At 70.7% G+C, this 23,806-nt stretch carries 22 protein-coding genes, 1 tRNA gene and 1 riboswitch; of the genes, 12 read left to right on the top strand and 11 right to left on the bottom strand.

Translation table 11 applies throughout. From position 1 onward, the window contains the following. Positions 1-51: 51 nt before the first annotated feature. The 3 genes from lhgO to ACZ3HQ_RS12405 all read left to right on the top strand — a co-directional run bounded on the left by lhgO (position 52) and on the right by ACZ3HQ_RS12405 (position 3,597). Positions 52-1,269, top strand: coding sequence for an L-2-hydroxyglutarate oxidase (lhgO, locus tag ACZ3HQ_RS12415; protein ID WP_467510024.1), 1,218 nt, complete (start codon positions 52-54; stop codon positions 1,267-1,269). A gap of 141 nt (positions 1,270-1,410) precedes the next feature. Beyond that, positions 1,411-2,259, top strand: coding sequence for a tRNA (guanosine(46)-N7)-methyltransferase TrmB (gene trmB, locus ACZ3HQ_RS12410; protein ID WP_467509973.1), 849 nt, complete (start codon positions 1,411-1,413; stop codon positions 2,257-2,259). A 57-nt stretch (positions 2,260-2,316) separates the two neighbouring features. Further along, on the top strand, positions 2,317-3,597 hold the full coding sequence (locus ACZ3HQ_RS12405; protein ID WP_467509971.1) for a PrsW family intramembrane metalloprotease: 1,281 nt from the start codon (positions 2,317-2,319) through the stop codon (positions 3,595-3,597). A gap of 179 nt (positions 3,598-3,776) precedes the next feature. Here the strand turns inward: ACZ3HQ_RS12405 and ACZ3HQ_RS12400 are convergent, their stop codons facing one another. The 4 genes from ACZ3HQ_RS12400 to ACZ3HQ_RS12385 all read right to left on the bottom strand — a co-directional run bounded on the left by ACZ3HQ_RS12400 (position 3,777) and on the right by ACZ3HQ_RS12385 (position 7,557). Next, entirely contained in the window at positions 3,777-4,724 is a 948-nt protein-coding gene (locus ACZ3HQ_RS12400; protein WP_467509969.1) for an aldo/keto reductase, read from the bottom strand. A 76-nt stretch (positions 4,725-4,800) separates the two neighbouring features. Next, the gene (locus ACZ3HQ_RS12395; protein WP_467509967.1) at positions 4,801-5,829 is read right to left on the bottom strand and encodes a M23 family metallopeptidase; all 1,029 of its coding nucleotides are present in this window, start codon (positions 5,827-5,829) and stop codon (positions 4,801-4,803) included. Between the two features lie 9 nt (positions 5,830-5,838). After that, a riboswitch (cyclic di-AMP (ydaO/yuaA leader) is annotated at positions 5,839-6,007 on the bottom strand. Between the two features lie 277 nt (positions 6,008-6,284). After that, positions 6,285-6,358, bottom strand: a tRNA-Met gene (locus tag ACZ3HQ_RS12390). Between the two features lie 65 nt (positions 6,359-6,423). Beyond that, a complete protein-coding gene (locus ACZ3HQ_RS12385; RefSeq protein WP_467509965.1) occupies positions 6,424-7,557 on the bottom strand; it encodes a dihydrofolate reductase family protein in 1,134 nt (377 codons plus the stop codon). A 151-nt stretch (positions 7,558-7,708) separates the two neighbouring features. Between ACZ3HQ_RS12385 and ACZ3HQ_RS12380 the strand changes: the two genes are divergently transcribed. Further along, complete coding sequence (locus ACZ3HQ_RS12380; protein ID WP_467509963.1) at positions 7,709-8,332, top strand: SCO4225 family membrane protein; 624 nt, start codon at positions 7,709-7,711, stop codon at positions 8,330-8,332. A 173-nt stretch (positions 8,333-8,505) separates the two neighbouring features. Then, positions 8,506-10,800 (top strand): peptidoglycan recognition protein family protein, encoded by a 2,295-nt coding sequence (locus ACZ3HQ_RS12375; RefSeq protein WP_467509961.1) that lies wholly within the window; start codon positions 8,506-8,508, stop codon positions 10,798-10,800. 43 nt (positions 10,801-10,843) lie between these two features. Here ACZ3HQ_RS12375 and ACZ3HQ_RS12370 read toward each other — a convergent pair whose 3' ends face one another. Further along, entirely contained in the window at positions 10,844-11,182 is a 339-nt protein-coding gene (locus ACZ3HQ_RS12370; protein WP_467509959.1) for a MerR family transcriptional regulator, read from the bottom strand. Between the two features lie 492 nt (positions 11,183-11,674). Here ACZ3HQ_RS12370 and ACZ3HQ_RS12365 point away from each other — a divergent pair, with 492 nt between their 5' ends. Continuing rightward, positions 11,675-12,034: a hypothetical protein gene (locus ACZ3HQ_RS12365; protein ID WP_030817147.1), complete on the top strand. Its 360-nt coding sequence runs from the start codon at positions 11,675-11,677 to the stop codon at positions 12,032-12,034. Between the two features lie 106 nt (positions 12,035-12,140). Here the strand turns inward: ACZ3HQ_RS12365 and ACZ3HQ_RS12360 are convergent, their stop codons facing one another. The 6 genes from ACZ3HQ_RS12360 to ACZ3HQ_RS12335 all read right to left on the bottom strand — a co-directional run bounded on the left by ACZ3HQ_RS12360 (position 12,141) and on the right by ACZ3HQ_RS12335 (position 17,527). Beyond that, positions 12,141-12,449, bottom strand: a complete 309-nt coding sequence (locus ACZ3HQ_RS12360; RefSeq protein WP_467509957.1) for an SCO5918 family protein — start codon at positions 12,447-12,449, stop codon at positions 12,141-12,143. A gap of 60 nt (positions 12,450-12,509) precedes the next feature. Beyond that, positions 12,510-13,928, bottom strand: coding sequence for a DEAD/DEAH box helicase (locus ACZ3HQ_RS12355; RefSeq protein WP_467509955.1), 1,419 nt, complete (start codon positions 13,926-13,928; stop codon positions 12,510-12,512). Between the two features lie 173 nt (positions 13,929-14,101). Beyond that, on the bottom strand, positions 14,102-14,305 hold the full coding sequence (locus ACZ3HQ_RS12350) for a cold-shock protein (RefSeq protein WP_467509953.1): 204 nt from the start codon (positions 14,303-14,305) through the stop codon (positions 14,102-14,104). Between the two features lie 672 nt (positions 14,306-14,977). Continuing rightward, entirely contained in the window at positions 14,978-16,621 is a 1,644-nt protein-coding gene (locus tag ACZ3HQ_RS12345) for a tyrosine-type recombinase/integrase (RefSeq protein WP_467509951.1), read from the bottom strand. 103 nt (positions 16,622-16,724) lie between these two features. Next, positions 16,725-16,892: a hypothetical protein gene (locus ACZ3HQ_RS12340; RefSeq protein WP_467509949.1), complete on the bottom strand. Its 168-nt coding sequence runs from the start codon at positions 16,890-16,892 to the stop codon at positions 16,725-16,727. 206 nt (positions 16,893-17,098) lie between these two features. Continuing rightward, positions 17,099-17,527 carry a hypothetical protein gene (locus tag ACZ3HQ_RS12335; protein ID WP_467509947.1) on the bottom strand — a complete coding sequence of 143 codons (429 nt, stop codon included), beginning with the start codon at positions 17,525-17,527 and terminating at the stop codon, positions 17,099-17,101. A gap of 279 nt (positions 17,528-17,806) precedes the next feature. On the opposite strand from ACZ3HQ_RS12335, the gene ACZ3HQ_RS12330 reads away from it, so the two are divergent. The 6 genes from ACZ3HQ_RS12330 to ACZ3HQ_RS12305 all read left to right on the top strand — a co-directional run bounded on the left by ACZ3HQ_RS12330 (position 17,807) and on the right by ACZ3HQ_RS12305 (position 23,778). Then, positions 17,807-18,100 carry a helix-turn-helix domain-containing protein gene (locus tag ACZ3HQ_RS12330; RefSeq protein WP_467509945.1) on the top strand — a complete coding sequence of 98 codons (294 nt, stop codon included), beginning with the start codon at positions 17,807-17,809 and terminating at the stop codon, positions 18,098-18,100. Continuing rightward, the gene (locus ACZ3HQ_RS12325) at positions 18,097-18,336 is read left to right on the top strand and encodes a helix-turn-helix domain-containing protein (protein ID WP_467509943.1); all 240 of its coding nucleotides are present in this window, start codon (positions 18,097-18,099) and stop codon (positions 18,334-18,336) included. The genes ACZ3HQ_RS12330 and ACZ3HQ_RS12325 overlap by 4 nt, the downstream gene beginning before the upstream one ends. Beyond that, positions 18,333-18,749, top strand: coding sequence for a hypothetical protein (locus ACZ3HQ_RS12320; protein WP_467509941.1), 417 nt, complete (start codon positions 18,333-18,335; stop codon positions 18,747-18,749). Before ACZ3HQ_RS12325 ends, ACZ3HQ_RS12320 begins: the two co-directional genes overlap by 4 nt. Then, on the top strand, positions 18,746-18,985 hold the full coding sequence (locus ACZ3HQ_RS12315) for a hypothetical protein (RefSeq protein WP_467509939.1): 240 nt from the start codon (positions 18,746-18,748) through the stop codon (positions 18,983-18,985). Before ACZ3HQ_RS12320 ends, ACZ3HQ_RS12315 begins: the two co-directional genes overlap by 4 nt. Beyond that, positions 18,982-21,846, top strand: coding sequence for a DUF927 domain-containing protein (locus tag ACZ3HQ_RS12310; RefSeq protein ID WP_467509937.1), 2,865 nt, complete (start codon positions 18,982-18,984; stop codon positions 21,844-21,846). Before ACZ3HQ_RS12315 ends, ACZ3HQ_RS12310 begins: the two co-directional genes overlap by 4 nt. 324 nt (positions 21,847-22,170) lie before the next feature. Continuing rightward, entirely contained in the window at positions 22,171-23,778 is a 1,608-nt protein-coding gene (locus ACZ3HQ_RS12305) for a DEAD/DEAH box helicase (protein WP_467509936.1), read from the top strand. Positions 23,779-23,806 lie beyond the last annotated feature (28 nt).

The following is a 23,806-nucleotide window of genomic DNA, read 5'->3' as shown; positions in this document are numbered from 1 at the left end:
GCGCGGTTTGAAGGCGTTGTCAGTGGCGCAGTGCACTATCGAGGCCGGGAGGTGGTGCAGGTGCGGGCGGACGCGTACGACTGCGATGTGCTGGTGGTCGGTGGCGGCATCGTCGGGCTGTCGACGGCGTACGCCCTGACGCGCGCCGCGCCCGGCACACGGGTCACCGTGCTGGAGAAGGAGCCCGGCCCGGCCCGCCACCAGACCGGCCGCAACAGCGGGGTCGTGCACAGCGGCATCTACTACCGGCCGGGCTCGCTCAAGGCGCGGTACGCGGTGCGCGGCGCCGCCGAGATGATCAAGTTCTGCGCGGAGTACGGCATCGACCACTCCGTCACCGGCAAGCTGATCGTCGCCACCGACCGCGCCGAGCTGCCCCGGCTGCACGCCCTGGTGCAGCGCGGCCGGGAGAACGGCATCCCGGTCCGCGAGCTGGGCGCCGCCCAGATCGCCGAGTACGAGCCCGAGGTGCGGGGCCTGGCCGCGATCCACGTCGGCACGACCGGCGTCTGCGACTTCACCGCCGTCGCCCGGCAACTGGCCCGCGCCTCCGGCGCCGAGATCCGCTACGGCTCGCGGGTCGTCCGGGTGGACCGGCGCCCCGACCGTGGCGTGGCGGTGCTGACCTCGGCCGGCCAGGTGCTCCGCGCCCGCGTCCTGGTGAACTGCGCGGGCCTGTACTGCGACGAGCTGGCCCGCCTCACCGGGGACGAGCCGGGCGTGCGGATCGTGCCGTTCCGGGGCGAGTACTACGAGCTGGCCCGCCCCGAGCTGGTGCGCGGCCTGGTCTACCCGGTGCCCGACCCGGCGTTCCCCTTCCTCGGCGTGCACCTGACCAAGGGTCTCGACGGAGGGGTCCACGTCGGCCCCAACGCGGTCCCCGCGCTCGCCCGCGAGGGGTACGGCTGGGGCGTCGTCCGCCCGCGCGAGCTGGCCGGCACGGCCGCCTGGCCCGGCGCCTGGGCCCTGGCCCGCAAGCACTGGCGCTACGGCGCGGGCGAGCTGCGCCGCTCGCTCTCCAAGCCCGCCTTCCTGGACGCGGTCCGCCGCCTGGTGCCCGGCGTGGAGGAACGCGACCTGGTCCGGGCCCCGGCCGGCGTCCGTGCCCAGGCGGTCACCCGCGACGGCACCCTGGTGGACGACTTCCTCATCCGCGAGGGCGCCCGCGCGGTCCACGTCCTCAACGCCCCTTCCCCGGCGGCCACGGCGTCCCTCCCGATCGGCCGGGAGGTCAGCCGCCGAACACTGGAGATGCTGCGGACACTGTGAGGGACCGGGCGCCATGATGCCCCGCGGCCCGACAGGCGGCCCCTGGTTCCCCGGCACGTACCCGCTGAGGGCGCCGTGACCGACCACACCCCCGTCGGCGCCGTGGGCGCTCTCCTGGGAGCGCCTAAAATCGGAGGCACTGTGTCTGACTCCGTGAACACCCCCGAAGCCACCCGGCCCGTCGACGTCGGGCCGCGTGCCGCGCTGCCCTCGATGCCCGGGCCGTCCGCGCGGACCTCCCGGAGCAAGGGTGAGCCCCGGTTTCCGGACGGGCCGCAGCCCGATCCGGCCGGATCGCACTTCGAGCGGCGCATCCGCAGCTTCCAGCCCCGGCGGAGCCGGGTCACCACCGGGCAGGCCGACGCGCTGGCGAGGCTGTGGCCGCAGTGGGGGCTGGACATCGACGGGCAGCAGGTCATCGACCTCGCGGAGCTGTTCGGCAACACGAACCCCGTCGTGCTGGAGATCGGCTTCGGCATGGGCGAGGCCACCGCGCAGATGGCGGCGGCCGCCCCGGACACCAACATCCTCGCCGTCGACGTGCACACCCCCGGCCAGGGCAACCTGCTGAACCTCGCCGAGCAGGGCGGCCTGACCAACATCCGGGTCGGCAACGGCGACGCGATCATCCTGCTCCGGGAGATGCTCACGCCCGACTCGCTCGACGGCCTCCGCGTCTACTTCCCCGACCCCTGGCCGAAGAAGCGGCACCACAAGCGGCGGCTGATCCAGCCCGAGTTCCTCACCCTGGCCGCGACCCGGCTGGCGCCCGGCGCGATCGTGCACTGCGCGACGGACTGGGAGCCGTACGCCGAGCAGATGCTGGAGGTGCTCGACGCGCACCCCGACTTCGAGAACACCCGCAGCGAGGGCGGCTACGCCCCGCGCCCCGCGTTCCGCCCGCTGACCCGGTTCGAGGGCCAGGGCCTCGACAAGGGCCACGTCGTGAACGACCTGCTCTTCCGCCGCGTACCGCACACGCACCCGTAGCCGACCGGGTCGTAAAGCCCCAGGCCGTACGGCCCGGTCACCGTTAAGGTCGATGCCGTGGCCATCCGTTCTCAGCCGTACCCGCCCCACACCGACGGCCCCCGGCCCGCCTGGTGGCGGCGGGAGTGGGTGCGGCACGGGGCGCTGGCCGGACTGCTGGCGCTGTCCGGGCTGGTGATCCTGGCGCTGGTGCGACGGCAGACCGGTACGGAGGGGTTCCTCGTCGGACTGGGGCTCGCCGTGGTGCCCGTCCCCTGGCTGATAGCCGCGTTCCGCTGGCTGGACCGGGTACGGCCCGGCCCCTGGCGGAACCTGCTGTTCGCGTTCGCCTGGGGGGCCTGCGCGGCGGCGCTGATCGCGATCGTCGCCAACAGCTTCGCCACCCACTGGATCGCCACCGCGACCGCGGACCCGTCCGGCGCGGACACGCTCGGCGCGACGGTGATCGCGCCGGTGGTGGAGGAGTCCGCGAAGGCCGCCGCCGTCCTGCTGGTGTTCGTCTTCCGCAGACGGGACTTCACCGGGCCGGTCGGGGGCGCGGCGATAGCCGGGGTGACCGCGACGGGGTTCGCGTTCACCGAGAACATCCTCTACCTGGGCAATGCCTTCGGCACCGACCAGTCCATCGGCACCTCGGGCATCGTCTCGGTGACCGCCGCGACCTTCTTCGTACGCGGGGTGATGTCGCCGTTCGCGCATCCCCTGTTCACGGTGTTCACCGGCATCGGCTTCGGCCTGGCGGCTCTGCCGCGCAGTCGCCGGCTCCGATGGCTCTTCCCCCTGGGCGGCCTCCTGCTCGCCATGAGCATGCACGCCCTGTGGAACGGCTCGGCCGCCTTCGGCCAGTTCGGCTTCCTCGTCGTCTACGGCGGCTTCATGGCCCCCGCGTTCGGCCTGCTCGCCTGGCTCCTGATCCGCTCCCGGCAGCGCGAACTCCGCGTCGCCCGCGAGGAACTCCCCGTCTACGTCTACGCCGGATGGCTCGCCCCCGCCGAACCCTTCGCCCTCGGCTCCCTACGCGCCCGCCGCCTGGCCCGCGACCACGCCCGCCGCTTCCTCGGCGGCCGCCCGGCCGCCCGCGCGGTGGTCGACTACGAAACCACCGCCACGGAACTCGCCCTCCTCCGCCACCGCGCCCGCGCGGGCCGTGTGGGCCCGGACTTCTCCACCCGAGAGCACGAACTCCTGACCACCCTGTGGCGACACCGAGCGTCCTCCCGCCCCGCGCTGGAGTACGCGGCCCACGTGACGGCCCCACCCCCGTCCCCCGTCACCTACTGGCAGCGCTACGGCCATCCGGCACCCCCATACGCGGGCTACAACCCGTACCGCACGTAGGGGGTTGGGGATGTTGATGCTTCAGGCGAACCCCGCCATGGGCGAGCAAACGGACGAGGCGCCCTCGATCGACCTCCACCGCCCCCACCCGAGGGGCGCGGGGAACTGCGCGACCAGCCACGACGGACCCGCAGCCGGACCACACACCTCCCCCACCCCTGAGCCACGCGCAGCCACCCTCAGGCAGACGCCTCCGTCAGAAGATCAAGCTCCCCCTGCGTCAGCGACAACTCAGCCACCGCCACCAACGCCGGAAGCTGATCCACCGTCCGCGCAGAAGCAATAGGCGCGGCAACCGTCGGCTGAGCAGCCAGCCACGCCAGCGCCACCGTAGCCACAGCGGTGCCCCGAGCCGAGGCGACCTCGTCCAGCGCGGCCAGCACCCGCTGACCCCGCTCCGAATCGAGGTGCTTCGCCACAGACCCGGCCCGCGCACTCTCCACCTTCACCCCCGCCCGGTACTTCCCGGTCAGGAACCCGGACGCCAGCGCGAAGTACGGCACGGCCGAAAGCCCCTCACGAGCGGCGACATCCTGCAGCGGCCCCTCGTACGTGTCACGGGACACAAGGTTGTAGTGCGGCTGAAGCGCGACATACCGAGCCAGCCCCGCCCGCTCGGAGAACTCCAGCGACTCCTTCAGCCGCTCGGCACTGATGTTGGACGCGCCGATGTACCGCACCTTCCCCGCCCGCACCAGCTCGTCCAGCGCCCCGATGATCTCCTCGACGGGCACATCGGGCTGATCGAAGTGGGTGTAGTAGAGATCGATGTGATCGGTACCGAGACGCCGCAGGGACGCGTCGGCCGCGGCCTTGATGTTGGCCGCGCCCAGCCCCTTGTACTCGGGATGCTGGCTGACCTTGGTGGCGATGACGACCTGATCGCGAACCCCCCGAGCCCGCACCCACTCCCCGATGAGCGTCTCGGACTCACCGCCCTGGTTGCCCTCGACCCAGGCCGAGTAGGAATCCGCGGTGTCGATGAAGTTGCCGCCCGCGGAGCGGTACGCGTCGAGGACGGCGAAGGACGTGTCCCGGTCGGCGGTCCAGCCGAAGACGTTGCCGCCGAGGGCGAGCGGGAAGACCTCGAGGGAGGAGGAGCCGAGCTTGCGCAGAGAAGCAGTCATGTCTTCTCAACGATCACTCGGACCCCGTCCATTCCGCTTCCGGGGCAAGGACCCGGTCAAGCCCGGCGGGGACCCCTCAGGGGGTGAGCCCCTTGCCCCGCAGCCAGGCGCCGGGGTCGATGCCGGTGGGCTGGCCGCCGGGGTGGACCTCCAGGTGCAGGTGCGGCCCGGTGACGTTGCCGGTGGCGCCGACCCGGCCGATGACCTCGCCGGTGGACACCTTCTGCCCCGCGCTGACGCTGATCGAGGACTGGTGGCAGAACCACAGCTCGGTGCCGTCGTCGAGGGTGAGGATCGTGCGGTAGCCGTACGCCCCGGCCCAGCCGGCCTCGGTGATCGTGCCGCTGTGGATCGCCTTGATCAGCGTGCCGGTGGGCGCCGCGAAGTCGAGCCCCGTGTGGTACCCGGAGGACCACATCGAGCCGGCCTGCCCGAAGGCCGAGGTGATCGTGTACGAGGAGGTCGGCAGCGTGTACTGCTTGGCCAGCGCGGCGAGCCGGTCGGCCTCGGCCTTCCTCTCGGCGTCGGCCTCGGCCTTCTCCTTGGCCGCCGCGGCCTTCTCGGAGGCTTCCTTCGCGGCCTTGGCGGCGGCGTCGGCGGCCTGCTGGTCGGCCTTGGCGACGGCCGCCGCGGTGGCCCGGCTGTCGGCCTTGGTCTGCTGCCGCTCGGCCTGGGCCATGATCCGGCTGCGCAGCGCCTCGCCCGCGTCGGCGGTGGAGTCGTCGCTCGCGGCGGTGGCCGTGGCGGTGGCGACCCCGGCGAGGGAGGCGGCGGGCGCCTCCGCGTGGTGCCCGTCGATCAGGGAGTCCACGGAGGGCAGGTCGGGCAGCGCGATGGACACGGGCGGCTTGCCGGTGTTGGCGCTCGCCATGCCACCCGCGCCGACGGCGGCGATGACACCGACGCCGAGGACGGTGGAGCTGCGGGCGAGTCCGCCGCCGCGCTGCTTGGCCACGCGGTGCCGGCCGCGTACGGCGGGTAGAGACTCCTCGGTGGGGTTCCATTCCTCCCACGCGCCGTCCTCGGCACGAGGGGCGCCGTAGGCAAAGGGCTCACTCGCGTCCGGCGCGAACGGGGCTTGTGGGGCAGGCCGGTTGGACGCCACGCGGGCGCACTCCTTTCCCTCCTCCGCCTACCGGGTTAGCTGACGGGTTCGGAGCAGGAAGGTCTCCTACGCGCGTAAACCCGGCGTGCTCCGAGAGTGGTGCACGGCGGATCGGGACGCGATTCACCCCAGAGTGGTGGGTCCCCGGTTCCCTTGCGGGATTCGGCGTGTGCGCACGGCGCCGTCTCTGCTGACGGCTGTAACGACCGCGCTGCGTTATCGAACGTTAATAGACACGCGCACTGGATTCCAAGCCCGTCCAGCTTGATCGTTTGACGATCCGACGGGGTGCTTATCGGTCAGGAACGGTACGAAGAGGGCGAGTTGACCGCGCTTCAGGAGTCACAGGAGTTTTGCTGGTGACTCAAAAACACCAGCCGCCCCCGGAGCAACTCGGGGCCGGAAAACACTCAGGGCCGGAATCCGTTTACTGGATTCCGGCCCTGAGTCTTCAGTAGCGGGGACAGGATTTGAACCTGCGACCTCTGGGTTATGAGCCCAGCGAGCTACCGAGCTGCTCCACCCCGCGTCGTTGTGTCTCAAGCATACGTCATCCGCGGGACGCGGCGCACACACCCCGCCGTGACGTGGGCCTCAGTGCGGAAGGTGAGCGTTCGGCTCCTGTGCGAGAGCGGCGCACTCGGGCACCGTCACCACCTGAACGCCCCCCGCGGCGAGCACCCCCGAGCCGTCGGCCGCGGTGACGAAGGTGTCCGGCTCGCGCCAGGCGGTGACCACCCGGCGTACCCCCGCCGCGAGGATCAGCCCGGCGCACGGCACGGGCCGGGAGGCGCGGTGGGCGCAGGGCTCCAGGCTGCTGTAGACGGTGGCGCCGGGCAGCCGCGGGTCGGCCGGGTCCAGCTTGGCGAGCGCGGCCTCCTCGGCGTGGACCACCGGATCGCCGCCCTCGCGGGAGTGGCCGCGCGCCAGCTCGGTGCCGTCCGCCGCGACGACGACCGCGCCGACGCTGAAGGCCGTGTCCGAGGGCGGGCAGAGCGCGGCCAGCTCGCAGGCGGTGCGCAGCCAGTGCCGGTCGGCGGCGGTGTCCAGCGGGCCGGTGCCGGGGGCGGTGGGCTCGTACCGCATCAGGACGACGTCCTCGATCCGGCGGGTGTCGGTCAGCCGCAGCCGGCCGCCCTGGTAGGCGCCGGGGCCGAAGAGGTGGGGGGCGGCCGGGTCGCCGACGAAGAGCGGGGCGAGGACGAGCTGGAGTTCGTCGGCGAGGCCCTGCTGGAGGAGCTGGGTGTGCACGGTGCCGCCGCCCTCCACCATCAGCCGGCGCACTCCGCGCACCTCGTACAGGTGGGCCAGCAGCGCGCGCCAGTCGAGGGCGGTGCCGAGCGCCACCACATCGGCGGTGTCACCGAGGAGGGCGGAGGCCCGCCGCGCGCCCGCGTCGGTCGTGCAGACGAGCTTCTCGCCGCCGGAGTGCCAGAAATTGGCATCCGGGTCGAGGTCGCCCGAGCCGGACACGGTCACCTTCAGCGGGTACTCCGTCCGCCCCTCGGCCACCCGCGCGGCCCGCCGCTCGGGCGAGTTGACCAGGAGCCGGGGGTTGTCGGCGCGGATGGTCCCGGCGCCGACGAGGATCGCGTCCACCGAGGCCCGTACCGCGTCCACCCGGTCGAAGTCGGCGGGGCTGGACAGCAGCAGCCGCTCGGGGCCGGTGTCGTCCAGGTAACCGTCGAGCGAGACGGCGGCGGACAGCAGGACATGGGGGTAGGGCATCGACGCGCTCTCCGGACTCTGGGCTACGGGCGTGCACCCCTTTGTACTCCGTACCGGTGTGCGGCTTGCCCAGGCAGGGATGAGTACGGCTACTCATCCCCGGCGCGCGGCCCGGCCCCACTGTGGGATCACCGAACAGAAGGAGACCTCGATGCCGCACGCCGTCCGCCCCCGCCGCCTCTTCACCCTCGCCACCGGCAACTGGCTCTCGCGGGGCTATCTCGCGGTGCTCGCCGCCTCCGTCATCGGCATGTTCGCCTTCCCGGAGGGCGGGTTCGGGCTGGACCCGATGATGCTCACCGCTCCGCTCTCCTTCCTGGGCATGGCCTTCCCGTTCGGTCCCGGTACCGAGGGCAGCCTGGTGGTGGAGGTGCTGGCCACCGGTTTCTGGGTCGGGCTGCTCCTGCTGGGCGCCCTCGCGAACGCCGCCGCACTCGGCGCCCTCGCCTCCAGATCCGCCGGCGCGCCTCCCCGGCAGCGGGTGCGGGCCCTGCTGGCGCCGGCCGTGGACAACTGGCTCGCGCGGGGCTACCTCGCCGTGGTCGCGGCCGCGATCGGGTTCTTCCTCTACACCGTGTGCCTGTCGCCCGACCCCGGTTTCGCCGGGATCTGGCCGCTGATCGCCACGGCACCGCTCAGCATCCTCGCCATCACGGTGGCCGGGCCCCTGGGGGACGGCGCCCTGAGCCTGGTGATCTTCACCGCCGGCACCGCCCTGGCCGGCCTCTGCAACGCCGTACTGCTCGGCCGGCTGGCGGGTGCGCTGCGGCGCTGAAACCCACGGTCAGGTATGGGCCAGGGAAAAAACTGTATAAGCCAACGGATGGCATGACCTCATCAGTTACGGTGCGTCTTTTGGTCGTCTTCTTCACCCACTCCCCCTGCTTATGGGGGCGTCGTGAAGCATCCGGAGACCAGTCACCGCAGAGGAAAGGCATTCGAGCCGGTATGAGGGCACGTTGGTGGGGGACGGGCGCGGTCGTCGCGGCGGCCGTGTGCGGGACGTTGGTCGTCCAGGGGGTGAGCGGCGGGGACTCCGGGCACGCGGGGAAGGCCGCCGCCCCGGTACGGGACCGGGTGCGGTCGGCCGCGCTGGACGTCCGGGGGGACGGGACGGGCGCGACGCTGGCGCAGCGGGACACCAAGCCGTTCAGCATGCTCGGAGTGAGCTGGGAGAAACCTTCCGCCAAGCTGGCCGGCAAGGTCGAGGTGCGCTCACGGGCCGTGGGGTCCGGGAAGTGGTCCGACTGGCTGCCGCTGGACAGCGACCGGGGCGCGGGCGAACAGAACGCCTCACGCGGCGGCACCGAGCCCGCGTGGGTCGGCCTGTCGGACGGCGTCGAGGCGCGCATCGACGGCAAGAGGACGGCGAAGCTGCCCGCGGGGCTCCGGCTCGACATGATCACGTCGGGCGGGAAGAGCACCGGCGGTGACGCCGAGCCCGCTGCCTACGTCGCGGACGGCCCGGACGACACCCAGGAGCCCGTAGCCACCGACACCCCCACCCCGACGTCCGAGCCGACCGACGTCACCACCACGGACCCCGCGCCGCCGGAAGAGACCACCCCCGAGCCCTCGGCCACCGAGTCGTCGACGGAGCCCCCGGCCGAGTCACCCTCCGCATCCGAGAGCACCGCGAGCGGTGAGCCCACCGAGTCGGCCTCGCCCTCGGACTCCGCCTCGCCCTCGCCCTCCATGTCCGTCCCCACCGCGCCGCCCTCCACGGTTCCCCGGCCCCCGATCACCCCGCGCTCGGGGTGGAAGGCCGACGAATCCATCAGCCCCGAGGCCCCGGCGTACATCGACGGCAAGATCAAGGCGGTGGTGATCCACCACACCGCCTCCGCCAATGACTACACCTGCGCCGACGCGCCGTCGATGATCAACGCGATCTACACGTACGACGTGACGGGGCTCGGCTGGAAGGACCTCGGTTACAACTTCGTCGTCGACAAGTGCGGGACGATCTACGAGGGCCGAAAGGGCGGGGTCGACCTCCCGGTCGTGGGCGCGCACGCATACGGCTTCAACTCGCAGACGACCGGCATCGCGGTCCTCGGCACGTACGTCGACTCCCCGCCCCCGATGGCCGCGATGGCCTCGGTGGCGCGTCTCGCCGCGTGGAAGCTGGGCCAGTACGGGGTCCAGCCGGACGCGACGGTCACCCTCACCACCGCGCTCAGCGGGCAGAACCTCGCGGGCCGGACCTGGGAGCCGGGCGAGGAGATGACCCTCCCCGCGATCCACGGCCACCGCGACGGGTACAACACCGTGTGCCCCGGTGACGCGTTCTACGCCGCGCTCGGCACCGTCCGCACGCTGGCCGCGGGCCCCGTCACCGGCCTCACCCTCGGCACCGTCACCGGGACGGGGACGGTCGGCACGACCCCGTACACCAACGGCCCGCTCACCGTGAGCTGGTCCACGACCACCCCGGCCTCGCTGATCTCGTCCTTCCAGGTACTCGTGGACGGCAGGACGGCCGCGACCGTCGCCGGTTCGGCCACCTCCGCCAAGCTGACGCTCACGGCGGGGACGCACAAGGTGCAGGTCAAGGCGGTGCACCAGTCCGGCCGTACGGCGACCAGCGCCACGCGGACGGTCGTCGTCGACACCACCGCGCCCACCTTCGCCACCAAGCCGAACCTGTCCCTGCGGACCGGCACCGTCAACACCACCGCCGTCCCGCTCACCCTCGGCTGGAAGGCCGCCGACAACGTCTCCCTGAAGGAGACCCGCCTCACCGCCCCGCTCGCCAGGATCTACGGCCCGACGGTCACCAGCGCGGCCCTGACTGCCAAGTCCGGCGTGGCGACGGCCTGGGCGCTGCGGGCGTACGACACCGTCGGCAACTCCGCGAGCGCCTCCGTGACCGGCACCCCGGTCATCCTCCAGGAGACCTCGGCGACCAGGTCCGGCACCTGGACGACCAAGTCCTCCTCCAGCTACCTGGGCGGCAGGTCCCTGGGCAGCAGCACCAAGAACGCCTCGCTGACCTGGACCTTCACCGGCCGCTCGGTCTCGTGGGTGGTCTCCCGCGCCTCGACCTCCGGGCAGGCGGACATCTACGTCGACGGCACAAGGCTCACCACCGCCGACCTGAAGTCCTCCACCACGTCCTACCGCGACGCCCTGTGGACCAGGACCTGGCCCACCAGCGCCAAGCACACCCTGAAGATCGTGGTGCGCGCGACGACGGGCCGTCCGGCCGTCACGACGGACGGGATCGTGTATCTGAGGTAGGACACCGCCTGAGGGCCCGCCGGGACGGCGGGCCCGCTCGGCTTCAGGCGTCGGCGGACGGGCCGAGCGACGCGTCGGCACGGCGGTATTCGGCGTTGATCCGCTGGGCTTCCTCGAGCTGGTCCTCGAGGATGATGATCCGGCACGCGGCCTCGATCGGCGTGCCCTGGTCCACGAGTTCACGCGCGCGCGCCGCGATCCGCAGTTGATAGCGGGAGTAGCGGCGGTGTCCGCCCCCGGAACGCAGGGGTGTGATCAGTCGTGCTTCGCCGAGGGCACGGAGGAAGCCGGGCGTGGTACCGATCAGTTCGGCGGCCCGGCCCATCGTGTAGGCGGGGTAATCGTCGTCGTCAAGACGGCCCAGCGACTCGTCTGCTGTCATCTCACCTCTCTGTGGAACGCGTGGAGGGGCCTTGGTGCCGTACAGCACCAAGGCCCCGAAGGAACTGCAACCATCTGCCGACCCTAATACCGAGTCGGCCTTCTGTGTCCGCACAGCCGCCCGATACGCCGACGGGGGTGCGGGGATCGCGGATGCGTGACCGGAGACCACCTGCCAATCGATGTCCTGCGGTACCCGGACTCACGTCCTGCCGGTCCGGGCGATCCTGATGGCGCTCGACTCCTCCGTTCTTCCCTCTGACGTTCTTTCCTTCGAACCGATCACTTGTCATACCTGTACTGCTGCCCGGCAGTTCGTGTCTGCCGGGCTTGATCGATCTCGGCTACGAGAGAAACCGTAGCCACACGCCCATCGAATGTCTACCGTGACGGCGATAGATTTTCGCGTGTCCGGCGGAGAGGTACGCGCCTGTGGCGGTCGCCGCGGAGGTCCCCGCCACCCGGCCGGGCCCGGCGCATAGAATCCGACGTCATGCCGAAGCCTGACGAGCTGATCGTTGACATCGCCGCCCTCGTGGAGTCCGGGCAGAGCAATCAGATGTCCCTCACCGTGGTCACCAGTGGTGCCGTCATCACCGGTCGACTGGCCCCCGAGGCCATGTGGCGGCGGAGGGTGTCCGAAGTGCTCCGTGATTCCACCCATCTGGGCGAGTTCTGCGCCGTCTTCGACGCCCCCGCGACGCAGGAGAAGACACCCACGCATCTGCACTTCCACGTCGCCCGCATCCTTCAGGGCACCGTGGGCATCCCGATGACGGGCGGGATGTACCGCGTCGCCATCGAGGACGTCACCGCCTGGACCATGGGCGATTTCAGCTACTCCGACCACTGACCCGCCCGCCCCCGCGCGGGGAACGGCACGGAACACGATGAGGGCCCGACCGGTGCGCACCGGTCGGGCCCTCATCGTGTCGTGCGGCTCGCGCCTGTCCCGTCGGTCAGACGGTCAGGGACGTGCCGAGCATCGCGGACGCCCGCTCCAGCGGGCTTTCGGCGGGCGCGGGGGCGGCCTCGGGGGCCGTCCGGCAGGTGAAGCCCAGCCTGGCCATGGCCCGCAGCACCTCGCCGGCGCTGAAGTCACGGCGGTCCTGGCGGGTGACGACCTCACCGACCTGCTTGGCGGGGTAGTGGCGGCGTCCGATGATCACCGACTCGGCGGTGACCGGCTCGGGCTTGACGCCCTTCATCGATTCCAGCACGCCGCTCTTGGTCAGTTCGAACGGGAAACGTGCGATGACACAGCGCATGATGCCTCACAGGGAGAAGGGAAGACGGGGCCGACCGCGTAGCGGTCCGGCACAAGGGTTCTACGCCGCCGCACCGTCGGCGGACCGCCGTGCGGGTGCGCGGCGGGCGGCCGGGACGGAGCGGCGCCGGCCGTGTGAGGGGGCCCGGCGCTTCTTGGGGCGTTCGGTCACCGGCGCGGTGATGACGACCGGGATGCCGGAGGGGGCCTGGGCACCGGTGATGCGGTGCAGAGCCTGCTCGCCGGTGCGGACCTGGGTGGTCTGCGGGACGATCCCGGCCGCCGCCATGAGCCGGGTCATGGCGCGCCGCTGGTTCGGGGTGACCAGGGTGACGACACTGCCCGACTCGCCCGCACGGGCGGTCCTGCCGCCGCGGTGGAGGTAGTCCTTGTGGTCGGTCGGCGGATCGACGTTGACGACGAGGTCGAGGTTGTCGACGTGGATGCCGCGCGCCGCGACGTTGGTCGCCACCAGCACGTTGACATGCCCGGTCTTGAACTGCGCGAGGGTGCGGGTGCGCTGCGGCTGCGACTTCCCGCCGTGCAGGGACGCGGCCCGTACCCCGCTGTTCAGCAGGTGCTCGGTGAGGCGGTCGACGGCGTGCTTGGTGTCGAGGAACATGATCACGCGACCGTCACGGGCGGCGATCTCGGTGGTGGCCGCGTGCTTGTCGGCGCCGTGGACGTGCAGCACGTGGTGCTCCATCGTCGTGACCGCGCCGGCCGAGGGGTCGACGGAGTGCACGACGGGGTCGCTGAGGTAGCGGCGCACCAGCAGGTCGACGTTGCGGTCGAGGGTGGCGGAGAACAGCATGCGCTGGCCCTCCGGACGCACCTGGTCGAGCAGGGCCGTCACCTGCGGCATGAACCCCATGTCGGCCATCTGGTCGGCCTCGTCGAGGACGGTGACCGAGACCTGGTCCAGCCGGCACTCGCCCCGGTCGATGAGGTCCTTGAGGCGTCCCGGTGTGGCGACGACGACCTCGGCGCCACCGCGCAGCGCGCTCGCCTGCCGTCCGATCGGCATGCCGCCCACGACCGTGGCCAGCCGCAGCTTCACGGAGCGGGCGTACGGGGCGAGCGCGTCGGTGACCTGCTGCGCCAGCTCACGCGTCGGTACGAGGACCAGCCCGAGCGGCTGCCTCGCCTCGGCACGCCGCCCGGCCGTCCGGGCCAGCAGGGCGAGCCCGAAGGCGAGGGTCTTGCCGGAGCCGGTGCGGCCACGGCCCAACACGTCCCGGCCGGCGAGGGAGTTCGGCAGGGTCGCGGCCTGGATCGGGAACGGCACGGTCACGCCCTGCGCGCCGAGCGCGGCCAGGAGTTCGCCCGGCATGTCGAGGTCGGCGAAATTCTCCACGGCGGGAAGCGCGGGGGTCGTCGTCCTGGGAAGCGCGAACTCCCCCTGGACCGGGGCGGACCGGCGGCCGGAACTCCCGTTACGGGGGCGGGAAAAGCGGTCGTTCGTGCGTGTGCGGTTCATACGGAACCTTCCTTGATACGGCACATCTCAAGGAATTCCCGCGGTGATGAGCCGCACGGGTAATTGCAAGAATGAGCCGGTAGAACGCAGCGGGAAAACACTGCGGAAAATGCGGGTAGCCGGGACCCGCACCCCGAAGGATGCGGGTCCCGGCTACTCGGTGCGCGTCAGCGTCAGGAGACGACGATGTTCTCGGCCGTCGGGCCCTTCTGGCCCTGCGCGATGTCGAAGGACACCTTCTGGCCTTCGAGCAGCTCACGGAAGCCCTGGGCGGCGATGTTCGAGTAGTGGGCGAAGACGTCGGCGCCGCCGCCGTCCTGCTCGATGAAGCCGAAGCCCTTTTCCGCGTTGAACCACTTCACGGTGCCAGTAGCCATGTCAGATCTCCTTAGGGGCAGTGCATCGCGGCCCGCACTGCGCGGACCGTGTGTCGCCGCGATGATTACCCCACCCGGAAAAAGTTTTGGGAACCACAACTGCAACTGAGATCGACAGTAGCACGCCGCAGCGGTCCGTGTTCGGTGAAGAATCCCACTCCGGCAATTGCGGTAAATAATCTGTCGGCGCGTTCCATTGAAAACTCAGTTCGCCGGGACAGTTATTTATTCACCGGGAGGGCAGCGTTTCGGGCGGAGCGTGGCCCGCGCCCGGTCCCCCCGCCGCTCCCCACGCCCCCCGAGGCGCCGGACAAAACGGACGCGCCCCCGGCTCAACGGATCGTCGAGCCGGGGGCGTTCACGTAGGCCCTGTGGGACTCGAACCCACAACCAATGGATTAAAAGTCTGCGGACGGGCTGATGGGTTTAGTACCACCGAGTTTCATGCAGTGCATTGAGTGCCAATGAGTGCAGGTCACGGCCCGTGCGACAGCCCATACGCGGTGCATGCCGCACCATCGAGTACCACCGTGTATCACCAAGTTGCGTGGCGTTCGGGCCAGCAGCGGGCCAGCAGAAAGGGCCCCTGACCCGCAGGTCAGAGGCCCTTCGTTCACAGCACCAACTCGTCTCAACTGTACGTCGAGGACTGCCAGATGTCAGTGCGGGCGCCTACTCTGGGCGAGTCATATCAGCGCTCGTTGGCTGCGAGGCTGCACTCGGCCCCTGCTCTGGCACAGAACCCGGAGCAGGGGTCGTTCCACGCTCTCGCCGCGCTCGCGGAACGGCGGCTGCGGCCGCCTCGGTCAGCTCGTCCTCGTACTCCTCGAACAGCTCCATGTACGTGTCCGAGGTCAGGGTGATGGTCGAGTGGCGGAGCTTCACCTTCGCGTCGTGCAAGTCGCCACCACCGGCCTTCACCAACGCAGCGGCCCCATGCCGGAGATCGCGGAGGTTGATGGGCGGTAGGCCGGCCTCGTCGGCGATGCGGCGGAACGCTTTGCTGACCACGTCCGGATGCAACCACTCTCCGGACTCCTGCACGAACATCTTGCCGGTGTCCACCCAGTCAAGCGCCTTCTTCCCCTGCTCGCGGGAGGCGGCCGCCTTTTCGTTCCATGCGGCCCGCTCGCGCTGCTGGCGCTGCCGGTGCTCCAGGAGTACCTGGACCGTCCCGGCGTCAATCTTGACAACGCCGACGGACCCGTCCGTCTTGGGCGCGGTCTCGATCGGCGTCCATCCGTCAACCACGATCTCGGCGGACACCCGGATCTCCTTCCGAACTGCCGAGAAGTCCGACCAGCCTTGGCCCACCCCTTCCCCGCGGCGGAGGCCGTGGTGGGCGACCAAGTGGAAGAAGGCGTACAGCCGGTCGCTCTCGGCCGCGTCCAGGAAGGCGCCGAGCTGCGCGGGCGTCCAGACCATGACGGGGCTCGGCCGTACGCCGGTCTCCCGCCAACGTGCGACCCGCTCGTCCGTCCACAACAGGCCCTTGGGCCGTGCGGCCGCGCGCAGCTCGACGTGGGAGGCCGCGTTGAAGGTGATGTGCTGTGCCGCGATGGCCTTGTTGAGCGCCATGCGGAGCGTACGGCGAATCGCCTGCTTGGTGGCCGGGCCGGTGATGCGTCGGTACGGCGGCATCTGGGCGAGCTTGGCGCGTTCGGCAGCGAGACGCTCGCGCTCCTTCGTGGGCGGGCGGCCTGGCTTCTTCCACGTGGCGCGCGCCTCTTGTTCGCGGCGGGCGGCATTCTCGGCGCGGATCGTGTCGTTGCGGTCATCGATCGCGTTGAACATGTCCTGGCAGTGGCCGACCGACACCCGGTCCAGCCGGAGGTGTGCGAGCGCCGGCTTGAGGTGCACCCGGATGTGGCTCGCGTAGGCGCGGTTCGTACCGACCCGCGTCTCCTTGTTCGCCATGACGTAGTCAAGCCAGTCGCCGACCGTGGTGCTGCCGTCCAGCAGTACGCCGACTCCGAGCCTCCGGGAGACGTCGGCGACCTCGGGGAGGTCCGCGCGCTTGGAGTTGAGGTCCGCGAGGTAGTCGCCGATGCGGAGCGCTTCGGTCTCATCCTTCGCGAGGCCCAGGATGGACTGAAGGCGGGCCAAGTCGTTCTGCGCGTCGGTGACCTTGGCGTAGCCGGTGCGCCGGAACGTGCGCCGGGTCCCAGCAGCGCTGGGGGGCAGTTCCTGGCGTACTGCGGGAGACCCGTGGTTCTTGCGGCTCAGCTTGGGGCATGCCTGGCCCAGCAGCTTTCCGTCCGGGGCGCGGCACTCGCACCGCTTGAAGACGCTTCCGGCTCGGCGTGATGCGGGCATGGGCGCCCCTCCTGTTGTGCAACGTGTCAGATGGTGCAGCGGACTGGCGGGCCGGCGGGCGGGAGAGGACGCCCAAGGCCACCGTGTTCGCAGCAGGGTATGGCTAATCGGGCCGCTGTTCGGGCGGCTTCTGGATCTGGCGTACGTGGAGCATGCCCGTCTGAGCCGCCCAGCCGAGCACCCGGTTGAGGTCGTTGAGGACCTCGTCCATCTTCGCTCCCGGGCGCACCCCGAGGGCCAGTCCCTCGGGAGTGCGGATTGGCGTAATCACCTCCCCTTCAGGCAGGTCGTCACTGGCGAAGAACCAGACGCGTGGCGCCATCTGCACCTCCCCCATCTTCCGCTCAAGTGTTCGAATTACAGCGCGGACCAGCGAACCTGCACCGCCGAACCTCGGTCATGATCGCACCACGCGTCACAAATCTCTACGGGCTGCTGTCGATCATCACTCAGCGTAAACCTATGGGCGTGGCCGGATCACTCGTCCCCGCTCTCGGGCGGCACAAGCGTGTCGATCAGCCTGAGCAGCCGGTCTCGCTGCTCGGGGGGTAGTTGGTCCAGCTTTCGCACATATGCCGTGGCCTCGCCGGACCCACTGCGTAGTGGGTCCACGCCGTGAAACTGACTGCCAGCCGCATCTTGGAGGCGTTCCAGCGGGAGTCGCGTCGCCGCAGCCAGTGCTTTCAGCTCCTCGAAAACAGGGGGCGTGACCTTCTCCCCCTTCTCCAGGCGGTAGATGTAGCCACGGGTGACCCGCGTGCCACTGTCGACGTCAACCGCCTTGGGGGCGAACGTATCCAGGCTCTCCCCAAGCTCGGCGCGGCGCGCCCGGATCAGGTCACCGAGGTGGGTCCGCCGTTCAGGGCTTGTCACTGTCTCACTCCGCGTTCCGTCCTTGGCCGCCATGGCAAACATCCTGCCACTCCCGTGGTTTCGGTCATTCGAGGCCCGTTCAGGGGTTGCCCCCATCGCTGAGGCTTACGGGCTGGTCAGTCCCTCTGTTCATTCATCACGCTGAACGGATTGTTCAGCAGGTCGAGTGAGTACGCCAGGTGGCGTTGCGTCATTGGCCGGTTACAGGCGCACGCCCCCTTCTCATTCAATGAGCTAGACAATCTGTTCAACCCATGGAATGCTGCACCCACCTCATTCAACGAGATGAATGATCTATCCCATGAGGTGAACGTGAGCCACGAGAACAGCAACCCGCCCACCATGTACGCCGTCGCCAGCAGCGACCGGCTGAAGATGCTGATGGAGCGCACGGGCACCGGCAAGGCCATCAAAAGCAGGGAACTCGCCGAGACGGCCGGGGTCGCACACGGCACTGTCGGCGCGCTCATGGCCGGTACCCAGCGCGCGGTCCCCGAGGACAAGGCCAAGGCGATCTGCGCCACGCTCGGCGTCGACCTCCTCGTTCTGTTCATCCCGATGGAGCGCGCTGGCCGCGCCTTCATCCCCGCGCAGGCCGCCGTATGACCGCGCCCGTCCCCGCGCTCACGCCGGAGGAAGTCCTCGCCCTGCCCGCGATGCCCGGCGTCAAGCAGGCGTTCGCCGCGATGAACATCTCCAGGGGCACCGGATACAAGCTGATCCGCGATGGTGCCTTCCCCATCGAGATCCTCAACTTCGGCCGGACCAAGCGCGTCAGGAAGGCTGACCTCCTCGCCTTCCTGCACCTCGTCCAGCCGACCGAGGCAGGGGGCGAGTCGTGACCGAGCCCCTCACCACCGCAGGTGTTCTCGCCGACATCGAGGCTGCCCGGCTCCTTTCGGGCCCTGACCTCGGAGAGTGCCTGGAAGCCATCGGCGACATCGTTCGAATCACCGGCCACCCGGCCGCCGTTCTCGCCTGGGTCATGGACCTGCTCGGCCGCGAGACCCTGCGCCACGTCGCCCGGCAGCACCGCATCACCCTGCACGAGACGCGCGCCGACCCTGACGACCAGCCCTCCTCCGTGACGGTCATCTGGACCACCGGCGGTGCGGGCGTCGCCATCATCCCCGCTGGCCAGGTGGTCACCATCACGCTCCTCCAGCTCCGCGAGCGCATCGCCGAGCGCGACGAGGCGATGCAGGAGGGACGCCGCTGGCAGGCCGCCGTCGCGCAGAGCGGAGTGACCGGGTGAGCCGCCAGCAGGTCGTCGGCGAGCTGGTGGTCGACCTGGAAGGACAGCGGGCCCGCTACGACTGCATGCGCTCCGGTTGCCCACACCCCCGCGAGGGGCCGGCCTACAGCACCGACCAGATCCCTGACCCCAACCACGGAGGCAGGCGCATCCGCCGAGGCGTCACCGGCCTCGCCTCCTGGATCTCCAGCGTCTCGGACCTCCACCTCGCGCAGCACCACAGGAGCACCTCTTGACCGACTCACAGACCTCCGACCTCCGGGCCGCCGCCCGCGAGCTGGACGCTGCCGGCCTGTGCGTGCTGCCCATCAAGGCCGACGGCACGAAGGCCCCGGCCGTCCGGTGGACCCCGTACAAGGCGACGCGGTCCACCCCGGAGGAGCACGACACCTGGTTCTCCACGGACCGACCGGCGGGCATCGCCGTGGTCTACGGGGCCGTCTCCGGCAACCTCGAACTGATCGAGTTCGAGGGCCTGGCCATCCGCGAGGGTCTCCTCGACCAGGTCACGGAGATCATGGAGGCATCCGGCCCACGGCTCAGTGAGGCCTGGGCCGAGATCACGAACGGCTGGGTGACCGAGTCCCCCTCCGGCGGCCGGCACTTCCGGTACCGGATCGAGGGCGGCCCCGTCCCCGGCAACACCAAGCTCGCCTCGCGCCTGGCACGTGAAGACGAGTACACCGAGGAGGAGAAGCAGCGCCTCCGCGAGCGGCCGAACTCCCGCATCATCCGGGTGCTGATCGAGACCCGCGGCGAGGGCGGCTACGGCCTGGTGGAGCCGTCCGGCGGTGCAGTGCATGCCTCCGGGCGCCCGTACGTGTGTCTCGCAGGCGGCCCCGGCACCATCCCCACTCTCGACGCCGAGACGGCCGAGGCGATCCGGGACGCATGCCAGGTCGCCGATCAGCTCCCTCAGCCCGAGGCGCCGAAGACCGCGCCCCGTCCGGCCCCGCCTCGGCCGGACGGGACTCTCCGGCCGGGCGACGACTTCGAGGCCAGGGCGTCCTGGGCCGACATCCTCAGCGGCACGTTCCGCCCGCTGCACACCCGTGGGCGCGAGACCTACTGGGGCTGGGCCGACGGCATCGGCGGGGTGAAGGCCACCACCGGGAAGGACGAGCACGACCGCCTGTTCGTCTTCGCCACGGGCAGCGAGTTCCAGAGCGATGTCCCGTACTCGAAGTTCGGCGCGTACGCCCTCATGCAGCACGGCGGGGACCACAAGGCGGCTGCCCGCGAGCTGGCCCGTCAGGGCTACGGGGACAGGAGGCTGGCTGCGGTCGGGGCTCCAGCTCCCTCTCGGTCGTTGACGCCTGCTCCTGCGGCCGGCCCCGCCGAGGAGGAGCAGGCCCCGGCCACCGATGAGGCGGTTCAGGAGGGCACGGCACGAGAGGAAGGAGGTTTCGACTACGCCGGTACGTTCGGGCTTCCGGATACGGTTCGCACCCCCTATGACTACCGCATCACGGCCGCCCGTGGCGTTGAGGTGCTCAGCACCAGCGGGGAGAACTGGCTGCGCGTCACCTTCGCCCCACTGGTAATCACGGCCACGTTCGAGGACCCCGAGGGCGACCAGTACGTAGAGCTGTCCTGGATCGACCGCAGCCTGGGGCGGCCCCGCCGTATCTCCCGCATCGTGAGCCGCGAGACCGCGAAGCGCGGGCGCAAGCTGATCGAGTCGCTCGGCAGCGCCGGACTCCCCGCAGTCGAGGGAGACGCGCGGGCCGTGGAGAAGTGGCTGGCGGAGTTCGAGGCCAGCAACGTCGGCCGCATCCCCAGCGAGCAGTTGGCCCGCTGGCTGGGCTGGCAGGACGACGGCACGTTCGTCTCCTCCCCCGAGGACGGCATCAAGGTCGACGTGCCCTTCGAGGAGCAGCGTGGTCCCGCCCGCGCGCACGCCAGGAAAGGGGACCTGGCTGGGTGGCGGGACGCCATTGCGGGCCTGTCCGCCTTCCCGGTGCCGCGCGTCGCCATCGCGGCCGCGCTCGCCGCGCCCCTGCTCAAGCCGCTCGGGCTGAACTCCTTCACCTTCGACATCTCCAGCCGGTCCACCAAGGGGAAGACGACCGCGCTCCAATGCGCGCTCAGCGTGTGGGCCGACCCGTCCGAACACGCCTCAGCCATGAGCAACTGGCGGACGACGCTCTACGCGATCGAGAAGCGGCTGAACCTCGTGCGCGGCATCGTCACCGTCTTCGACGAGACCATGGCCGTCACCGACGACAGCCTCATCGATGAGGTGCTGTACCAGCTCCCGATGAACCACGGGAAGGCGCGCAGCGGCGGCGCGTTCGGCAACATGCTGCCCTGGGAGACCATCCTCCTGTCGTCCGGCGAGCGGCCGGCCCTGAGCTTCACCACCAGCCAGGGCGCCGCTGCCCGCATCCTCGGCACCACGATCCCGCCCTTCGGCGAGGGCGGCGGCCCGCCTGCGGCAGCAGCCCGCGAGGGCGTGCTCGCTCACCATGGGCACGCCGGACCGGAGTTCATCCGCTACATCCTCAGCGGCCTCGCCCAGCCCAACGGCCGGGAGAAGCTCAAGGAGCACCACCGGTCGCTCGTGGACGAGTTCCGCGGCGGCAGCGACATGACGAACCGCCGCGCCCCGATGGTCGCCGTCCTGGCGCTCGCCGAGGTCCTGGCGTGCCGGACCGGGCTGCTGCCGTACGAGCCGCTGCCGTCCGACACGTGGCGCTCGCTCTTCACCGCCCACAACCCGACTGACAACCGGCCCGAGATGGCGCTGGACGTGGTGCGGGAGTACGTCGCCGCACACGCCCACGAGCTGTACTCCACGTCCCGGGCAGCCATGAGCGAGCGGCCGCCGTACGCGGGCTGGCTCGGCGTCCTGTCGACCGACAGGGCCACTGGCGTGGTCGAGGTGGCGCTTCTGCCCGAGCGGGTCCGCAAGATCCTGGCGGACGCCGACTACTCGCTGGATGCCGTGATCGGCAGTTGGGTCGATGCCGAGTACGTGAAGACGCTGAAGAGCCAGCGCCCGGCGCACCTCGTGCCGCGCCGGTTCGACGGCGCTCGTGCCAAGTGCATCGCCTTCACGCCCGCCGGTATCGCATTCGGCGATGAGGCGGCGTGAGGGCCGCGAGGCCGGTGGTACGCACGAGGTGCGTACCACCGAGCGCCCTGGATCTCCGCAGGTCAGAGGCGGATCGGACGCCGATCCGAGGGCGGTACGCAGTCGCCCGGAAATGGCACCCCTCAGGCGGGTGCGTGCGTGCGGGTGCGTGCGTGCGAGCGCGCACACATCGACCCCTGTCTGTTCCTGCGTACCTGCGTACCACTCCCCTAAAAGAGAGACATAAGAGCAGGTCAGAGGCCACTTAGGCCCGGTACGCAGCCGGTACGCAGCCGGTACGCACCGCGTACCGCCCTCCCCCACACCACTGAACGAGGTGACCACATGTCCTTCACTCCCCGCCCCTACCAGCTCGACGCCATCGAGGCCCTGCGCTCGGGCTGGGCCGACGGCCGCAACCGCCTGGCTGTCGTCCTTCCCACCGGTGCCGGCAAGACCGTCGTCTTCAGCACGCTGGCTCACCAAATGCTCGACAGCCTTGGCGGACACCGCGTCCTGGTGATCGCCCACCGGGAGGAGCTGATCGAGCAGGCCGCGTCCAAGCTGCTCGCCGTCGACCCGATGCTGCGGGTCGGCATCGTCAAGGCGGCCCGCGACGACCACGCCGACGCCGACGTGATCGTGGCCAGCGTCCAGACCTTGGCCGTGCAGAAGCGCCGCGAGGCCATCCGGGACATCGGCCTGATCATCGTGGACGAGTGCCACCACGCCGCCGCCCCCAGCTACATGGAGGTCCTCCGGCACTTCGGCGCCTGGGACGGCGTGCCGGTCGCAGGCTTCACCGCCACCATGACCCGCACCGACGGCGGGCTCGCCGAGGTCTGGGAAGACGTCGTCTTCCGCCTGGACATCCTCGACATGATCAGCGACGGCTACCTCTGCGACGTCCGCGGCAAACGCGTCACGGTCGACACCCTGGACCTGAACAAGGTGAAGACCCGCGGCGGGGACCTGGTCGACGGCCAGCTCGGCAAGGCGCTGGAGGACTCCGGGGCGCTGGACGCCATCGCCAAGGCGTACCTGGAGCACGCGGCCGACCGGGCGGGCGTTGTCTTCACCCCGACCGTGGCGACCGCGCAGGCCGCCGCCGCCGCGCTCCAGCGGGTCGGCATCACGGCCGCCCCGGTGTGGGGTGACATGGGCCGCGACGAGCGCAAGGCGACCCTCGCCCGGTACACCGCCGGTGAGGTCCAGGTCCTCACCAACTGCATGGTGCTCACTGAGGGGTTCGACGCGCCGCACACGAGCTGCGCCGTGATCGCCCGGCCCACCAAGTCCCCCGGCCTGTACGTGCAGATGGTCGGCCGTGCCCTCCGGCCGGCGCCCGGCAAGACGGACGCCCTGCTGCTCGATGTCCTCGGCGCTTCGACCCGGCACAAGCTCGCCAGCATGGTCGACCTGACCGACCGGGAGATCGGCGATGAGACCAAGGGCCGGAGCCTGCGCGAGGTCGCCGAGGAGGCCGCCGCCGTTGCGGAGCGCCGCCAGCTCGCCGCGCGGGTCGAGGTCGAGGAGATCAGCCTCTTCGGCTCCAGCCAGATCCGGTGGCTTCGCACCACGTCTGGGACCTGGTTCATCCGGCTGACGCCGGCCGCGTTTCTCTTCCTGGTCCGGGACGCCGGCACCCGGCTGTACCGGATGCGCCGTTGGACGGACGAGAGGGGCGTCCAGCCTCCGCGCGACGACACTGCCCGGCCCCTGCCGGAGGCGCTCGCCTGGCTGGAGCAGCAGGCCAAGGTTCTCGGCGGCGCTGGCGCCTTCGTCTCCAAGGCATCGCGGTGGAGGTCCGGGCAGCCCAGTCCAAAGCAGCTCGGGCTCTGCCGCCGCCTGGGTATCGCCGTCCCGCCCGGCGCCAGCTCCGGCGACGTCGCCGACCTCATCGACCAGGACCGCGTCGGCCGGGTCCTGGGCCAGCTCGTTCCCACCGCCTGACAGTCCGGGCCTGCCGTTAACAGGCCCG

The organism is Streptomyces sp. NPDC018263 (assembly GCF_055562575.1).
This window is presented reverse-complemented; position numbering and strand designations above follow the sequence as displayed.